A 17,064-nucleotide genomic window follows, 5' to 3' on the forward strand; every position below is an offset into this window, starting at 1 on the left:
ATATGCCGAACATCAGCCAGGTCCACGGATCACACACCCAGGCCAGGGATATTTTGGGGGCGCTGGTCATCCGGGAGAAGAACCTGACCCTGGTCACGAAGCACAACGGCGATATCCCCTGGGAGGAGAACTACGGCTACGGCCTGTACTACAACGACTGCCGGTTTCTGAGCGCCTATACGCTGCTGATCAACGGCCAGATGCCGACCGAGATTCTGTCCAGCGACGAGAAGGGTTACGGCTCCGTGACCATGCTGACTAACCCTTCGATCAGGGAATGTTCCGGCCGGACCGTAGAGAAGAATACGATCAGCCTTCGCAGGGACCGCTACATAGCGGGCTTGATCAGCGAGATACTCTCGATAGAGAGCTTCAATGACTTTCCCGTGGAGGTGGAAATCCGGCTGCTCTTCGACTCCGATTTCGACGATATCTTCACCATCAGAGGCATCACGAAGACCACCGAGGGCACCCTTCTGCCACCTGCCTACGAAAATGGCGTGCTGAAGCTGTCCTACACCGGTAAGGACGGGCATACCCGGATCACAAGGGTATCCATAGACCCGCAGCCGGACTATGTCGAGGCAGGGACATGCGTATTCAACATCCCTCTCGAAGCAGACAGTAAACAGGCACTACATATCACGATCAGCGTCGAAGAAACCCCGTCCGGGGGCGACGTGGAAGTGGTGGACATTCCCACGGAGAAGCGGCTGAAAGGGATCAAAGCTTCCTATGTGGAAACTATGGAGTGCTGCAGTAACGTCCAGACCAGTAACCAGATCTTCAACAAAGTATTCCAGCGATCTCTGTCAGACCTGCGTATGCTGTACATGCTCCGGGGCGGCAACGTGTACTATTCGGCAGGCGTACCCTGGTACGACGCCCTCTTCGGGAGGGACTCGATGTTCTCCGCCATGCAGGTGCTCCCGTATAATCCGAACGTCTCCCGAAGCACGTTGCTGCTGCTCGCCAGCCTGCAGGGTAATGCCCGGTGTGACTGGCGGGACGAAGAGCCTGGCAAAATTCTGCATGAGCTCCGGGTCGGAGAGAAAGCTAACACCGGCGAGATTCCGCAGACGCCCTACTATGGCAGCGTGGACTCCACGCCCCTCTTTTTAATCCTGCTGGCCGACTACGTCGACTGGACCGGCGACATGAGCCTGTTTCACCAGCTGGGCGATAACGTTGACAGGGCAGTGGCCTGGCTGGATAGCCAGACTAAACAGGATTCCGACGGGTTCCTGCGATACTCGATGCGCTCCACCTTCGGCCTTTACAACCAGGGGTGGAAGGATTCGGGCGACTCAGTCAGCCACTCTGACGGCTCCCTGGCCCAGCACCCGATCGCGCTGGCCGAAGTGCAGGGCTATGTGTACTCGGCAAAGCGGCGGATAGCGAAACTGTTCGACAGGCTCGGCAGGCACGACGACGCAAAGCGGCTCCAGAAAGAGGCGGCCAACCTGCTCTGGAAATTCAACGACAAGTTCTGGATGCAGGACAGGCAATTCTATGCACAGGCGCTCGATTCCCGGGGCCAGTGCGACGTCATCTCTTCGAACCCGGCCCAGGCGCTGTGGGCAGAGATCGTAGACCGCCGCCGGGCAGACTGCGTGGTGAAGCGGCTGTTCGAGCCCGACATGTATACCGGATGGGGGATAAGGACGCTGTCCTCGGATGAAAAGCGATATAATCCGCTGGGCTACCACAACGGCACCATCTGGCCCCACGATAACTCCATCATAGCAATGGGCCTTGGCCTGTACGACAAGAAAGATGAACTGACGGAGCTCTTCACCAGCATGTACGAGGCAGCGGGGTTCTACACGAGCTACCGGCTGCCCGAATTATTCGGGGGCTACCACCGGGGAGAATCGGATATTCCTATCAAGTATCCGGTCGCCTGCAGCCCTCAGGCCTGGTCTTCAGGGTGCATACCATACATGCTGACTGCTTCGCTGGGCTTTATCCCGGATGCGCTGAACCAGCGGCTCAAACTGGTCAAACCTAAGCTGCCGAAGTGGCTGGAATCGGTGAGGATCAACAGCCTCCATGTCGGCAACGCCGCCTGCAAGCTGGAGTTCCGGAGGGTGGGGGAGAGTACTCTTGTCAATGTTATGGAGAAGAGAGGGCAGCTTGAGGTAGAAGTGGTTTATTAAATTATTATACATCTACCACCGCACGAAGGCAGTTCAGCACGGGGCGGCTTATGTTAGTGTCTGTCAACCTGTCGCCAAAACCGGCCATAGTTCAGGTATTCGTTCACCAATGTTACCCGGTCATGATCAATCCAGACGGTTAGACTTGTTTCGCTCTCAATTCCGTCATTTTCTATCGGGGTGATGGTAACTCTGGGGTATATCCCGAGATAGTAGTGCCCGTTTACCTGGTCGCCTTCTACGCTCATCCAGATATTCGGGTTTAGCGATGCTCCCCTGCCTCCGGCGTTTTTGATGAACGTACGGGCAGTCGCGTTGTTTTCGACGATAGCCAGGATGTTTGACCTGTCCTCGTCAGTTATCTTCCGCCCGTAGCCCGTATCCAGGATAGTATAGTTGAAGAGCTTGTTCACCATGTAGAAGTTGCCGATCTCTTTTCCGCGGAGCACGTCAGTATATACCGTGACCCCATCCTCTCCCTGCAAGTACATGTAGTGGCCGGGGTTCGGCCCGCTTCTGCTGGTATATCCAACGTATACTACTCTTTCCTCCTCGAGGTCTACGTATGCGGAAAGGTTGACGCCGCCAAGGCTCTCGTTGCCGATGACTAGCTCGGTCCTTGGAAGCCATCTGGCTCTGTCAAGCCCCGGCCCGACTTCCCGGACCATGCCTACATCAGTATTTGCCACATGGTATGACCCGGGATCAGGAACCCTTGTCGACCCGCTGTAAATGTGGATAGTATCCTGTGACCCTGCCGATAAGATCGTATTTAGCACAAAGGTATCGTTAAGGGCGATCTGCTCTGCCTTTTCCTTCTGCTCCCCGGTAAGCTGGAAGGGCTCGGTAGTAATGCCGGGCGTTTTCGTTACCGGGGTCTGGACAGAATCAGTAATTGTCGTCGTGATGTTCGATTGTTCAGTCAGCGGTCTGCCAGCTGCCATGACTAGAATGATTATTGAGCTTAAGAGTAGGAGCATAATGGCGAGTATTAGCAAAATTTTGTCTCTCGATAGCATGGGCGAACACCGCGCGGGCTGTCATTTTCAGCAATGCTCAAATTATCGGTATACTTTAACTATCGCTTACTTATAATATATCTTTTTATGTAAGAGAAAAAATTGTTTACTACGATTATCTTTTATATGATCGAGGAGTAACCACAATAATTAATTCAGGTCACAGGACTTGGGTGGAGTATCTTCGATCTCATTGGGGAAGGACCATGAAAATGATAGTGAAATCTTTACCTGTACTATTTTTACTTGTGATACCGGTGTTAGCCAGCGGATGTATCACGCCCTGCGCATGGAGCCCTGCCACTTCCCCGACGGCTACGCCCTCTCCGGTTGTAACGCCTGTTCCTCAGCCGTCCGCCACTGCCGTTCCGACAACTACGCCTGCCCCGATTGTGACGGCGACTACAACTCCATCGCCGAGCATAACCCCTCTGCCCGACAGCGACCCGTACGCGAGGCCCGGGTGGCCTACCTACGGCGTGAACCGGACTTTAAACATGTTCCCGCCATCACCGGCTCCGACACCGACCCCCTCAGGCTCGATCTTCGGCACCTTTACCGTCGGGTATTCGCCTGTTGACCCCGCCTATTTCAGGATCAACGCGACGGCAGATCATGTCAACTATTATACTTCTCCGGTAAGCAACAGTAGCACTTATTCACTGACCGGCCTGAGCTACGGGACATACGAGATCGGCTACGAATACACGGATTTAGGGCCGGGAACCTATACGTTTGACGGGTTTGTGACCATCGATGCGGCGCATCCGAATGTAGAACATGATATCGTGTTCATGTGGTAGGGTGAATATGGGGCCATCTGTAAGTAGAGCGTTGGCTTTTTAGAAATCCGCTAGATAGCCATACACCTTATTATCCAAAACGACAAATTTCGATTGTTTTTTATACGATCGGCGAGTAATCACTCTAATCGTTTCAGGTCGTCAGGCCTGAAGGTAAAAAACCAACAATCAGTTTGGGGGAATGACCATAAAACTAAAACTGAGATACTTGCTGGTATTATCGTTACTCATAATACCATTGTTAGTCAGCGGATGTACCACCTCCCGTGCAGGAGGGGACACGACCGCCACCGCAACGCCGACAGCCGTTCCGACGGCGACGCCCACTGCGACGCCCACTCCGACGCCTACGCCTGTTCCCGGCTCTTCCGGGACGCTGGGCTCGGGCGGAGTGCCTGGCTCGGCAGTTGTTACGCCTACGCCTACTCCCGCTCCGGCGACGCCTACGCCTGTCTCAGGTGCAGCACCGTTTAACAACCCGTATGCTAACCCCGGGTGGCCTACCTACGGTGTAAATGTCACACTGGTTATCATTACGCCGGTGCCATCAGCAACACCGAGCCCGTCGGCTTCGCCGAGCCCGACTCCGACGCCTACTGGCAGCATATATGGTAGCGTGTATGAGCCAGAAGATGCATATCCTGAGCCTACACTTGTAGACAGCGAAAGTTTCGGCGTATTCGTAATGAGCGTCGCTGATCCAGCTACTAACTGGACGCTATCTCTAAACTCTGATAGCGGCTACGAGGTAACCGGTTTAAGCTACGGCGATTACGAAGTAAGCTGGTTCTACGCGGGCCATTCGACTCTGCGCGGGACAGAGACTGTAACCCTCGGTGCTGCCAGCGTCGAGCATAACATCCGCGTATACTGGATGTAAGCTCGAAGTGGTGACGTAATAGGTTAGTGGTGAACCCCCCGGTCGTCCGGTAAAATAACGGTGGCCGGGGCACCCATTTCTATTTTTAATCCCGGTCTTTAACATCATTGGCTTTAAGTTATTGACTATCTTCAGAACGAAATACAAGTACTTGCAGCTTATCGAGCTTTTATTTATTAGTCTTGGGAGGAATACGAACGATAGGCTTTGCGTTTCTGGTTGTTCATGTGACGTGAGACAACAATACGGACGCTGCGCTGTGCTGGCGTCACAGATTCCACAGATTGATTCGGTCTTGAAAGGGCGTTTTCAAGTAAAGCCCATGAAAAAATCTTCGGGAGGTCGGAGAGTTCCCGGGAGGTGTGAGAGGATTTTCAAGGTGTGAGGTTTGAGATCGGCAAGGGACACCTCCGTGTCGGTCACAGAGGTCGGAGAGGAGGTCGGAGAGTATGGGGAGGTTAGAGAGGATACTTTTTTATGGTGATTCCCGGTTTTTGGGAGGGTCAGGTACCGTGTACACGAAGGACACAAGGTACACGAAGGACACAAAGTTCTACTATAAATTGGCTTGCAGTCAGCCTGTTTATCGAACTTTGAGTACTTCGTGTACTTCGAGTACTTCGTGTAAATGGTACGGGCACTCCATAACAGGTTTCAGGAATTGCCATTGATTTAATCCTCCCCGGCCTCCTCGCTTACCCTCTCAGCACCCCCACACACGAATTTTTCATAGAATAAGATTGCACAAATTTCACAGATGGCTATTGGATAAAACCGATTAATGGGCTATAATTATTTTTCCGTAGTATCTGTGCAATCTGTGCAATCTGTCGGAATCTGTGATCTGGCACAGCGCAGCGTTCGTATTGTTGAGTCGCCCTCTATGCAAGAGCTCGACTTAAGCTGGACGGGGTATTAATCTGCATGTAGCATATGCGGCATTAAACGCTTTTTTTCGGCGCACCGTTTAGCCTGCCGGGCGCCGGATTTATCCCATATATATTATACATCACCGGCGGATTGTGTTCCGGGGATGAATCTTGCAGGTGCAGAGAACAGTGAAACTAGTTCTGGCATTAGCGATAGTGGCCTCGTTGGTATTCGCGCTTGCGCCGGTGGCGATGTCTGCGGACGGCCAGAGAGCGGGCGGCTCTAACCGGACCTGGTCGCCGCCAGTAGAGGCGTACATGGTGATCAGCGCCAAAAACGTGACGTCCGATGTCGCTAATTTCGATGTCGTAAGCCATGCGGTGCGGAGCGCCGATGGTAAGGCGATGGCGAGGAACTTTACCAGGCCACTGGCGGGCCAGTACTACTTCGCGAACGACACGGCCATCATTACTATGAACAAGCCGCCCCGGGCAAAGGTGATGTGGGATAACAAGACCCGGCACAGGCCAGGGAGCCGGCTGGGCGGGCCGGGCGGAGAAGGTGGCAGGCGGCCTGTCATGGTTGACTATGGCAATGCGACCCTGAAGGTGGCCGGGGCGAGTGCCGTGGTGGCGATGAAGGACCTCAGCAAAGCGGGCGACAACCGGACCCTGCAGTTCAGTAACATGAACGTCTACCTGCCGAACGGGAGCTTAAGTGCTTATAATTTAAGCACGCCGGTCACGATGTCTATGCAGAACCGGACGATGACGCTCGTGGGCAATCCTGAGACGGGGGCGATCATGCGGGGGTTGTTTGCGTCGACAGACAGGTTCCCGGCAAATGCTGGGCCAGTAAAGTTGACGGATATCGATGCTAAGTGATGGGGAGAAAGAGCGACCAGTTTCTCTAGGCCGTGGGGTCACCTCACGACCTTTTTTATAATCATCCGTACAACTCTTTATTCATTTTTTTAGTACCAGATAGCAAAGTTCATGAGGCATACACGGTATGCCCAGGTTTAAATTGGCTGACTCAGCGTGAGTCTTATCACTTTTCCTAAGTGTTATCGAGAGACTGTTAGATGATGTGCAGATATCGGTTATATACTAAATACTAATTTTAGTTAATCGATTGATGTGAATGGTTCCTTACCATTCACATTACTCAATCGAATAGACTCGACACTTCGCAGTAGTGTAAGTTGAGGACGATAGAAAAAAGGCAGGGAATTATAAGCGTATTCATATTTAATCTTATACTGGCCTGCCTCCCGCATATCTTAAGGGAAGGATCGAGATGAAAAAGATGAAAACACCAATAATAGGAGTGATGTTTATTTCTGCAGTACTATTTTTAACTGCTGCAGCATCACTCGTTGTTACCGCCCAAAATTCGACTGCAGACGCTTATAATCTGGGAGATCAGGAAAAGCTGATTATACACTCTATCACAAATTCGACCTACGATCCTGATAACTTAGCTAAAGCTCAGGAACTTCTGGAATTACAGAAAGCCCAGAACAGGAAAGAAATTGCGGCATCAGTTAATGCTAGTTATAATAAACTGAAAGCGTCCGGGGAACTTCCCATCGTTACTGACCATCTAGATGTTAGCGGGTCTACGGTTGCCACCGTCGAAGATTCCTGCCTGCCTTTACTAGCTGACCATCATGACGAGGGTCGTTCAGTATCGGGTGCGATGCCATATATTATTGACCAGGCATATGTGTTAAATAAGAATTTAATCCGAAACAAAGTGTTGGTAGGCCCTGCCGGAGTCGGAAGTGCAGGTGCCTGGGGATGGGTAGGCTATACCTTCATGTATGATGGCAAACCCGGGCCTGCGAACGTAGTAATGATTGGCCACATATACGGATTAACAACAGCGTTAGCCGGGGGCGCGAGTAATAGTGAAATTGACCTATATGTATATGACCATACAGACGTAACTGAATACTCGACCAGTATATATCACCAGGGCGCAGGCCCCGCTGGTTGGTATGAGGTCAATGAGGATTTCAATAAGGGGGTTACTGTATTCCTGTACCCCGGGCATGTCTATACCATGTGTTTGCAGGTTGATGGATCGACATCAGTATACGGGGCAGGAGAGGCCGGCTCGAACTTCTTCGATGGGGGTGCGGGAGCCAGGTTTACAAGCCTAAAATTTTAGAACTTGAAACTTATCTATTTTTTTACAATACTGGTAAATAGCTTCGGGAGAATGACTGTATGAGGCCTACACGGGTAAATGAAACTAAACACAAAAGCAGTATAATAGAAGTCACCGGAAAAATTATTTTAGGTTCTATCGCTGTTATTTCACTTGTCCTGCTTGTATATGCGATCGTTACCGGTAATAATGTTATACCGGGCGATTACCGAATATCGGTAATTATCGGGGTAATAATCATCGTGGGGTTATTATTAATTATATATTCCTCGATAAAAAATTTCTTGAACAAAGAATGATCTATTCAATCGACATCCGGTGCCGGGATTATTTCTTTTTCGATTTATCCTTCGCTTGCTGGATATTCTCAGCCGCCCTGAACTTTACGATCCTGGAGATTAATTCATAAGGCAGCGGCTCATTGATGGGGAACTGTATCGCCCCTTTTGAAGTTTTGTATTCCGCTAATTCCTCTTTGAACGCTTCAATGCCGCTGGGGGCGGGATAGAAGCCTATGTGCTTTTCGAAGGCTGCGAAGTGGACCAGGTTTCCGTGTAAGGTGAAAGTGGGCATCTGGTAGCTGATCTTTTCTTCTGCAGCCGGAGCAGCTTCTTTGATGACTATTCTCAGCTTTCTTAATTTTTCCACTATGCCAAGGGGATATTTTGAGATATATTCATCGATTTGGTTGTAAGTATTTTTATTTCCTTCCAAAATCTCTCTTCCAATAAGTGTTTTCAATAGTTTTACATGAAAAAGTTATGCTCTTTTTGGCAATTCTACTTTTATTAAATGCCAAATAAAGAATAGTTCAAATTTTCATCCCACGTAATTATGAGAATGTAGGCATAGATAGTTCCCCATTATTTGCCGCTTTTTCATGCCGCACAAAACATATTATTGCCTAACAGAGACTTGTACATCCAGAATCTAAATGTCAATATCTTATAAAGATAGATTTTGACTTTATTTCATACAACTCCAATCAGTTATGGTCTCGCAGACATAGAATTTAAAAACTCAAAAAATTAGTACATTTGATAAGTGTTGATACTTCTACTTAAATTAGAAATTCGGTACGAAATAAAAATAAATAGAATTATAAAGACTCATTAGACTTTTGTGCGGTAGACGTATTGTAATATGGTATAGTAGCCTTTAATTCGTCCGAATATTTAAACAAATCCTGGATATTGCTAATGACAATTTTGTTTTCTTTTCTATCGGGGGAATTGAATAGGCCAACATATTTTTGTTTGCCATCGAAATAGAACCGACAGATAGGTTTTCGATTATTATCATCATACAATATCGCACAATACGACTTTGCATCTCTAATAGCGACTTTTGATGGTTCTAAAACGTCACGTAGTATCGCTTTCACGAAGTAATATCCCTCCCACTCTTCTTCTGTTGTCATTACATTTTCAACAGGTTCTGGTGTTGGTGTTAGTTCAGCTGGTTGTATTTCAGGAGCCTTTGCTGGTGATTTTGCTTGCATAGCAGACTTTAGCCGTTCATTAATTTTGTCTGACAGGAATTGGTCAAGTGAGTCTTTCGTTATTACTTTGAAATTATCAAGGGCTTTTTGAGTTACTTTCTTCGGGTAAACCCTTTGTGCGAAAAATCTAACAAATTCATCCGATGGTTCAGCAAATTCTTTATTTGCAATTTGTATTATCTCTTTAGTATACTTCAATTGAGAAGCACCATCATAAAATTGATCAAGATCAAGTTCGTGCTTTGTGTATTTTTTAAGTTGTTCAATTAATGGCTCATTAATATCCAGCAAATTAATTTCCAAAAATGGCTTGATATCCATTTTATTTTTCTCATCAAGATCAGTATAAAATTGATAAATTATCCCATTAGTGAGAATGCCAATTTTCGCTTGTGAAACAGCAAAATATCGGAATAATTGTGATGCCTGCTCAAAACTCAAATGGGTATTTACAGACTTACACTCGATTAATATTGTAGGCTTACCATCAATAATAATTGCATAATCCACCTTTTCTCCTTTTTTAGTACCGACATCAGCAATAAATTCTGGATTTACTTCAGAAGGGTCAAAAACATTATAGCCAAGTATCTGTATGAATGGCATAATAAGCGCATTTTTCGTACCCTCCTCTGTTTGGATCTTATCCTTTAAAGCTGGAATATTTTTAGCATGAGTTTTAATTTGATCTATGAAATCCATAATATAAATGAAAGTAATTTTTTTAACGATAAACGTTTGCTTTCTAATTGATAGGGAATGCTCTAATAGGTTATTAAAAAAGAAAAATGGGGTAACTAATAGTTACCTGTAAGATATTGCAGTAAGGTTATCGTTTTTGTGGTGTATACCGTATTGTATTGAGTTTGGTATTTTGTAACTGCTTGCTGCTGGTTTTCAGTCCGATATTTTGTTACCACTTGGGTCTGGTAATCTGTACGATATTGAGTTTCGTACGAGGTTACAGTTTTTTGAGGGGGTGTAACAGAAAAGTCAGCACTATAACGAGTTCTCCAATTGCTATCATAATTGAAGCTGTAGTCCCTCAGGTTAACCGTGGTTGTTTCTCCGGGATTTATATAAACACTTTTACTTTGCGTAGACTTTTTTACTCCACCATCATAGAAATTTCCTGTTGCTGTAAAGCTTCCACCCTGCGTATCCAAATTTGTAATAATAACATCCTCTTCAAGATAGAAATCAGTTAAGCCTCCACTTCCCCAACTTGCCGACTTTGAAAATTTTAAATCAACATGCTGCTGAACAGCTGCTTGGTAGGGCACTTGCGCGGGCACCTGAACGGTTTCTTGATAAGGTACCTGAGTGGGTACAAGTTTATACTCTGTATACGGTACCTGTGTTGGCACAACGCTTGATTCGTTTATACTTACTATCGGTATGGCGTATGCCCCTATAGAGATTATTAATAAGATAATTACGCCTATGAATGCAATAAGCGGTATCAATATTCCTACTGCCAATCCAAGTTTCTTTTTACTTGTATTCTTTTTTCCAAGGTTTTCCTGAGCTTTTCTATCTGTACTATTGCCGTTATTTTCAGTTATCGACATTTTAATTTGTGATTCGACTTCGACCTTTTCACCACATTTATTGCAAAACAGCGAGCCTTCGAGAACATCTGTATTGCATTTTTTACACTTCATACACAAACCTCCTACATACTTTCAAATCATTTGGGTTTTCTACTAATAACCTCTGAGTGGGGTACTGACCTCCATTTTTAGATACTGATATCACCGCAACCCGTATTGTATCAATAGCATACTCTTCAATAGTATTTAAAAATAATTAAATTTACCTAGTTTTTAAAACATCATATCATGATAGTGTATAATTCTAATAAAACAAAAATTAAATAAGTTACCATTATTTTTACATTACAATTTTATTAATCTTTGATATTAAAAATATCAATTAGGGAAACTACTTTTACTAGTAAACATCGATAGAAATATAAAGGATTATTAAATAGTATCTTTATTAACTAATTATATTCGGGGATAATTTGAGTAAAGGGTTAAAATGGATCATAGCCGGACTGATCTTTGTTATCTTCATCGGCATCTGTATTATCGGTATTACTGTCTTCGGGATTGGAAGTATGGTGTTGTTAGCTGCTTCCATTAATACTGATATTACTCCAACGGCAAGTGCTGACACAATGCCTTCAAAACCGGCTGTTTCACCTACTCCTGAAGCATATCCTCCACAAAAACCGTACGATGATAGAGATGTTATTCTCTCGGTAAAACAAATCGATTCTAACACTATCTACATAATAAATAATGGCGGATCGGACTCTCCCTCCTTAAAGAAAATATGGGTCAACATGAACACAGGCGGATATGTGAAGCCAAGTTCGGGCGATGTGACATCCCAAACAGGGTCATATGCTTACTATAAAATCCCCAATAATTCAGTCATTACCATTACCGGCGAATTTGATGATTGTAACGCGATATTATGGAGGGGAATGTCATCGACAGCGACAGTAAAACCAACCTTATCACCCACAGTAAGACCAACTTTATCACTTACAGCAAATCCGACACAGAAACCAAGTTCAGGCACCACTTCAAGTAATGATTATTATGTGAGGTCGTATAAGTGGTCATTTAAAAAGTCGATATATACCTGGGAGTTGTCTATTCCGAAGACCGCGTATGAATACTATAAAGCCCAGCCTCACAACAGAGAATCTGATTATGCTATGTATGCCATGTCAGACTATGATCGACCCTATCTTAAAAGTCTGGCTACTGAGATTAAAAATGCTGCAAGTAGAGATGGATACTCGGAGCAAGATGCCGCTTTGATGACAATCGCGTTTGTGCAGTCATTACCCTACACTTCGGATAGCGTCACTACAGGTTACGATGAATATCCCCGTTACCCGCTCGAAACATTAGTCGATAATGGGGGAGATTGCGAAGATACTTCAATACTAACCGCAGCCCTAATAAAAGAGATGGGATATGGGGTCGTACTCCTGGAGTTCCCCAGACATATGGCAGTAGGTATTAAGGGCTCCGATAATTATCCCGGAACATATTGGGAGTACATGGGATCTAAATATTTCTATCTGGAAACGACGGGAGATAACTGGAATGTAGGTCAGGTCCCGGGTGAATACCAGCAAGCGAAAGCAATAATCTACCCGATGCAACAAATTCCTAAGATAGATCTTAACTTTAACACATCCTATGTGGACTCAGATTATTCCAGCATCTATTATCGGGTTCACTGTGATTACAAAAATATTGGCACAGGGACCGCTAAAAATGTCTCCATATACTTTGCCGCCTTAGCTCTAAGCGAAGGCTCGGGTCAAGTCTGGTCACCAGATCAAAATGTAAATATCGGAGATTGTGTTGAAGGTGGGAGTGGATGGGCTGAAGCCACCCTACGGATTCCGTTGAATAAGCAATCACAAATTGAATGTGTGGCATATGGAGACAATTTTGAACCGACTATATCAAAAAGTAACATTTTTGATACTTAATAATGGATCAACACGATAATACAATTTTAAAAACTGTTTTATCAGTTCTCTCAATCTCCAGATCCCCATCAATCTGCTGCGTCAGCATTTCGACCAACTGCAGCCCCAGCGTCCCGGTCTTCCCAATCTCGAACCCCTCCGGAAGCCCGACTCGGTTATCGCTGATCGTAAGCACTATCCTTTCCATCTCTCCGCAGCTCTGCCAGTATCTCGCACTTCCGTCCGTCCGGGAACGCGTAAGTGTAGGCGTTAGAGACCAGTTCCGTTGTGATAATGCCCAGGGGCACAGCTTTTTAGACGTCCAGGTCCATGGCTTCGATGTTAATCAGGGGCGAACCCTTCTCATGTAACTATCTCAATATGACAAAATATCTGATAATAATAACCGCAATTTTTAATGCCGGGATGAAAGCTGATTGGGCAACCTAAAAATAAAAAATAAAAAGTTTAGTATTCTCAGGCCGGCATCAGGGTAAAAGTGACGTCCCAGTCCCTGTGGTCGTCGCTGATCACAAGAGATCTAGTCATGTAAAGGTCGCCGCCGGCATGGTAATAAACTGTATAGGTGCCGTAGTCGAATTCGCCCAGCGACGCGGAGCCGTCTTCGCCAATTTCCACGTAGGTGGTCGGCAGAGTCGTCTCATCGTCTGCCCAGAGTTCCTCGGGCACGCCGGAGCCTTCAAGTACGCCTGCCTCTCCGATGCTGATCGGATTGCCTAACATGTTTTCGAGGTGGACGGTTATCGTTCCCGTATTCTTCTGTTCGACTGCCGGCCCGTACTGCTTGTTATAGTACGGCCAGCCATGGATGACCGGGGTGGGGGAGACCGCCGCCTGAGCGGTCGGCGTCGGAGTGGCTGTTGGTGCCACAGTCGGCTCGATGGTCGCGGTCGGTGTTGCCGCCGGCGTTGCGGTAGGCGTAACAGTCGAGTTTCCTACTGAGGCAACTACCGGCACACTAGTTGCGGTGGCTGTTGCAGTCGCCGCCGGCGCCGGAGTAGCCGTGGGTGCCGGGGTGTTGTTTTGAGTGCCCTGCATGTACGCCAGCCCTAATAGCAGGATAATGACGATCCCGATGCACCCGATAATCAGGTATTTAGTATTCTTGTCCATGAATTCCCTTCCGTGTTTGTCGGTTGGTAACCAATTACTGTAGAAGGAATGGCCGATGATCAGTAATAAATAAAATGTGTAAATATTGTAATACGTTTAAATAAAATATTTATAAATAATCCATTAAAGAGTAATATTATTTTTAGACTACCTTTCTGCAGCGTAAATGGCTGTACTCTTGCTGCTTCTGGCAGGCCAGCATCAATAATCTTTAACGCCCTGAAATAATTCTAAATACTGTCCGCTCCCCTTTCTCAATCTCCAGCTCCCCATCAATCTGCTGCGTCAGCATCTCCACCAGCTGCAGCCCCAGCGTCCCGGTCTTCCCAATCTCAAAGTCCTCAGGGAGTCCCACCCCGTTATCCCTTATCGTAAGTACAATCTTCTCAGCATCCCTGTGCAGCTCCACTCCTATCTCGCCCTTTCGCCCCTCCGGGAACGCGTACTTGTACGCATTGGAAACCAGCTCAGTTACAATAATCCCAATCGGCACAGCTCTGTCGATGTCCACGTTGATGTTCTCGATGTCCGTCCGCAGCGTTGCCCGTCCCGATGCCTGGCTGTACGAGCGGGAGATGTTGGTGATCAGGCTGGTCAGGTACTCGGCAATATCAATGTTGGACAGGTCACGGGATTTGTAGAGGTGCTCGTGGACCAGCGCCATGGACTTGATCCGGTTCTGGCTGTCCCTGATCATGTCGGTGTACTTGGGGTCTTCCATGCCGCTCGACTGTAAATTTAGCAGGCTGGTGATGATCTGGAGGTTGTTCTTGACCCGGTGGTGGACTTCCTTGAGCAGCGCCTCTTTTTCTTTTAAGGATACCTTCAGCTGCTCGTCGGCACGCTTTCTGTCCGTGATATCGGTGAGCATGGCCAGGGTGGCCATGAACTCTCCCTTCTCGTCGTAGAGCGCCGAAGCCGAGGCGATGACCCATACCGAGCTTCCGTCTTTGCAGTTTAGCCGGTAGTCGTATTGTTCGCTCACGCCCAGCCTTTTGGCGGCGAGGTTTTTGCGGAGGGCTTCGTGGTACTCGCTGCCGATGAATCCGTAGGCGCTTTGGCCGTAAGCTTCCTCCGGGGTAAACCCTGTCAGGTCGGACACTTTTTTGTTGATGAAGACCACCCGGTCCTCTTTGTCCAGTATGCAGATGCCTTCGCCGGCCGTCTCTACCATCGTCTTGTACCTGGCTTCGCTCACCTGGAGGGCTTCTTCGGCTCGCTTGCGCTCGGTGATGTCCTGCACGATGCCGAACTGTCTGATCGGGGCACCTGTCGGGTCTCTGATCATGGCTTCGGATTCCGAGTAGAGGTGGCGGATCGAGCCATCGGGTAGCACTATCCTGAACTCCATGATACGGGTCTGGCCTTCATACTGGGGGGAGCTGAGCTGCCGGTCTACGTAGGCCACGTCTTCCGGGTGTATCAGTTCTTTGATTTGCCCGTAGCTGAGGGCGCGGGTACTGGCGGGGTAGCCGTAGATTCTGGCGCAGCCTTCCGATACGTGGGCTTCGAAGGTCTTCAGGTCCCAGTCGTAGTACCCGAGATGGGCGAGCCTCTCTGCCTTTATCCGGTAGAACTCGCTCTTGCGAAGAGATTCTTCGGCCTGCTTGCGCTCGGTGATGTCCTGGACGATGCCGAACTGCCTGACGGGGAAGCCTCTCTCGTCTTTGATCCTGACTTCGGACTCCGAGTAGATGTAGCGTACCGAGCCGTCCGGGCGCAGTATCCGGTACTCGATAGGGCGGCCCGTACCTTGTTCAATGTTGGCCCTGATCTCCTCGCCGACGCGTTTCGCGTCTTCCGGGTGTATGGTTCCCATGAACTTCTGGAAGGAGACGGTGTCGGTACCGGGCGGAAAGCCGTAGATTCTGGCGCAGCCTTCCGATACGTGGGCTTCGAACTTCTCTATGTTCAGCTCGAAATAGCCGACGTGGGCCAGCTGCTCTGCCTTAAGCAGGTCGTACTGGCTCCTCATCATCGATTCTTCGCTCAGCTTGCGCTCCGTGATGTCCCGCAGGACGATCAGCGTGCCCAGGCGCAGCCTTTTTTTGTCCGGCAGGCTGGAGGCGCTCGCCTCGATCCACCTCTGGCCAATAGTGATCTCGAACGAGCGCCTCAGGGGATCCTCGATGTGCTCGGCAAGGCGGGGCCATATTGCCATCGCCTTTTCTACCTTCTGCCCGACTACCGTGCCGGTGATTCCGAGCATCTGCCTGGCGGTGTCGTTGATCTTTACGATCTCCCCGTGCTTGTTGAGAACCAGTATCCCGTCTACCATGTTCTCGACCAGCTTTTCGGTGGCCACGGGCATCAGCTCGAAGATGTGGTGCCGGTAGATGCCCCACGAAACCACCAGGCCCATAATGGCGAAGGCGAAGGGGGTTATGTCGATTCCTCCCAGGGCGTACTGGCCGAGCTCAGAGGCGATGCTCGACAGCTCTATGAAGACCGTTCCGAGCAGGACTGCGACCGTCAGGTATTTGCTATTCTCGCTGCCACCGATGGCTTTCCTGATCAGTAGCGCGAGACCCGGGACTACCACGGCAATGGAGTAAAGGACGATGGCCCAGAAGCCGATGCCTTTGTTGTAGATCAACGCATACCCTGTTTCAGTGTTTACCTGTACTATGCTCGACCATATCAGCCCGTGGTAGTCGTTGGTAAAGACGAGGGCGACGACGATCACCGGCAGCGTCCAGAGCAGGGCGTTCAGTTTCCAGCTAATCTTGCGGCCCGGGCTGGAGTAGTCTATGGTGAAGAGTAGCCAGAGCGGGAGTATCGCTACGGCGCCCATGTAGGTCAGCCTGGCGAACAGGATTTCTGTGCTCATATCGACCGCGGTGTACTCCAGGGCGCCCATGAAGGCCCACTCGGCCGAGGCTGCCATGAGGAGCGCAAAGTATGTGCCGCCGGGGACCGATCGCCGCTTCCAGACGTACAGGGTGAGAAAGCCCATTATGGCGGCGGTCGCGAACAGCGTGATCGAATAGAGCGACAGCTCCAGGATCAAAGGCTGCCCTC

The 17,064-nt window shown here is 48.4% G+C and carries 13 protein-coding genes; 6 read left to right on the top strand and 7 right to left on the bottom strand.

Features of this window, described 5'->3' with window-relative positions; translation table 11 throughout:
- Positions 1-2: 2 nt before the first annotated feature.
- On the top strand, positions 3-2,159 hold the full coding sequence (locus tag ACPLPM_RS04130; protein ID WP_424358978.1) for a glycogen debranching N-terminal domain-containing protein: 2,157 nt from the start codon (positions 3-5) through the stop codon (positions 2,157-2,159).
- A gap of 53 nt (positions 2,160-2,212) precedes the next feature.
- Here ACPLPM_RS04130 and ACPLPM_RS04135 read toward each other — a convergent pair whose 3' ends face one another.
- Positions 2,213-3,103: a hypothetical protein gene (locus ACPLPM_RS04135; protein WP_424358979.1), complete on the bottom strand. Its 891-nt coding sequence runs from the start codon at positions 3,101-3,103 to the stop codon at positions 2,213-2,215.
- Between the two features lie 281 nt (positions 3,104-3,384).
- On the opposite strand from ACPLPM_RS04135, the gene ACPLPM_RS04140 reads away from it, so the two are divergent.
- From ACPLPM_RS04140 to ACPLPM_RS04155, 4 genes are all read left to right on the top strand, one after another.
- Entirely contained in the window at positions 3,385-3,981 is a 597-nt protein-coding gene (locus ACPLPM_RS04140) for a hypothetical protein (protein WP_424358980.1), read from the top strand.
- Between the two features lie 181 nt (positions 3,982-4,162).
- Complete coding sequence (locus ACPLPM_RS04145; RefSeq protein ID WP_424358981.1) at positions 4,163-4,861, top strand: hypothetical protein; 699 nt, start codon at positions 4,163-4,165, stop codon at positions 4,859-4,861.
- A gap of 1,058 nt (positions 4,862-5,919) precedes the next feature.
- Positions 5,920-6,615: a hypothetical protein gene (locus tag ACPLPM_RS04150; protein WP_424358982.1), complete on the top strand. Its 696-nt coding sequence runs from the start codon at positions 5,920-5,922 to the stop codon at positions 6,613-6,615.
- A 415-nt stretch (positions 6,616-7,030) separates the two neighbouring features.
- Positions 7,031-7,906, top strand: coding sequence for a hypothetical protein (locus ACPLPM_RS04155; protein WP_424358983.1), 876 nt, complete (start codon positions 7,031-7,033; stop codon positions 7,904-7,906).
- 327 nt (positions 7,907-8,233) lie between these two features.
- Here the strand turns inward: ACPLPM_RS04155 and ACPLPM_RS04160 are convergent, their stop codons facing one another.
- From ACPLPM_RS04160 to ACPLPM_RS04170, 3 genes are all read right to left on the bottom strand, one after another.
- On the bottom strand, positions 8,234-8,620 hold the full coding sequence (locus ACPLPM_RS04160) for an iron chaperone (RefSeq protein WP_424358984.1): 387 nt from the start codon (positions 8,618-8,620) through the stop codon (positions 8,234-8,236).
- A gap of 385 nt (positions 8,621-9,005) precedes the next feature.
- Positions 9,006-10,109 (bottom strand): type I restriction endonuclease, encoded by a 1,104-nt coding sequence (locus ACPLPM_RS04165; RefSeq protein WP_424358985.1) that lies wholly within the window; start codon positions 10,107-10,109, stop codon positions 9,006-9,008.
- Positions 10,110-10,204: 95 nt separating this feature from the next.
- Complete coding sequence (locus ACPLPM_RS04170; protein WP_424358986.1) at positions 10,205-11,071, bottom strand: hypothetical protein; 867 nt, start codon at positions 11,069-11,071, stop codon at positions 10,205-10,207.
- Between the two features lie 362 nt (positions 11,072-11,433).
- On the opposite strand from ACPLPM_RS04170, the gene ACPLPM_RS04175 reads away from it, so the two are divergent.
- Complete coding sequence (locus ACPLPM_RS04175; protein ID WP_424358987.1) at positions 11,434-12,930, top strand: hypothetical protein; 1,497 nt, start codon at positions 11,434-11,436, stop codon at positions 12,928-12,930.
- A gap of 7 nt (positions 12,931-12,937) precedes the next feature.
- On the opposite strand, the gene ACPLPM_RS04180 is transcribed toward ACPLPM_RS04175, so the two are convergent.
- The 3 genes from ACPLPM_RS04180 to ACPLPM_RS04190 all read right to left on the bottom strand — a co-directional run bounded on the left by ACPLPM_RS04180 (position 12,938) and on the right by ACPLPM_RS04190 (position 17,053).
- On the bottom strand, positions 12,938-13,117 hold the full coding sequence (locus ACPLPM_RS04180) for a hypothetical protein (protein ID WP_424358988.1): 180 nt from the start codon (positions 13,115-13,117) through the stop codon (positions 12,938-12,940).
- Between the two features lie 269 nt (positions 13,118-13,386).
- Positions 13,387-14,043, bottom strand: coding sequence for a hypothetical protein (locus ACPLPM_RS04185; protein WP_424358989.1), 657 nt, complete (start codon positions 14,041-14,043; stop codon positions 13,387-13,389).
- A gap of 211 nt (positions 14,044-14,254) precedes the next feature.
- Positions 14,255-17,053 (bottom strand): histidine kinase N-terminal 7TM domain-containing protein, encoded by a 2,799-nt coding sequence (locus ACPLPM_RS04190; RefSeq protein WP_424358990.1) that lies wholly within the window; start codon positions 17,051-17,053, stop codon positions 14,255-14,257.
- Positions 17,054-17,064: the final 11 nt, after the last annotated feature.

The organism is Methanocella sp. MCL-LM, from assembly GCF_049676595.1.
GTDB lineage: Archaea > Halobacteriota > Methanocellia > Methanocellales > Methanocellaceae > Methanocella_A.

Coding starts and splice junctions, on each gene's coding strand:
- ACPLPM_RS04130 (WP_424358978.1), top strand. CDS start 3: ATGCCGAACATCAGCCAGGTCCACGGATCACACACCCAGGCCAGGGAT.
- ACPLPM_RS04135 (WP_424358979.1), bottom strand. CDS start 3,103: ATGGCAGCTGGCAGACCGCTGACTGAACAATCGAACATCACGACGACA.
- ACPLPM_RS04140 (WP_424358980.1), top strand. CDS start 3,385: ATGAAAATGATAGTGAAATCTTTACCTGTACTATTTTTACTTGTGATA.
- ACPLPM_RS04145 (WP_424358981.1), top strand. CDS start 4,163: ATGACCATAAAACTAAAACTGAGATACTTGCTGGTATTATCGTTACTC.
- ACPLPM_RS04155 (WP_424358983.1), top strand. CDS start 7,031: ATGAAAAAGATGAAAACACCAATAATAGGAGTGATGTTTATTTCTGCA.
- ACPLPM_RS04165 (WP_424358985.1), bottom strand. CDS start 10,109: ATGGATTTCATAGATCAAATTAAAACTCATGCTAAAAATATTCCAGCT.
- ACPLPM_RS04170 (WP_424358986.1), bottom strand. CDS start 11,071: ATGAAGTGTAAAAAATGCAATACAGATGTTCTCGAAGGCTCGCTGTTT.
- ACPLPM_RS04180 (WP_424358988.1), bottom strand. CDS start 13,117: ATGGAAAGGATAGTGCTTACGATCAGCGATAACCGAGTCGGGCTTCCG.
- ACPLPM_RS04185 (WP_424358989.1), bottom strand. CDS start 14,043: ATGGACAAGAATACTAAATACCTGATTATCGGGTGCATCGGGATCGTC.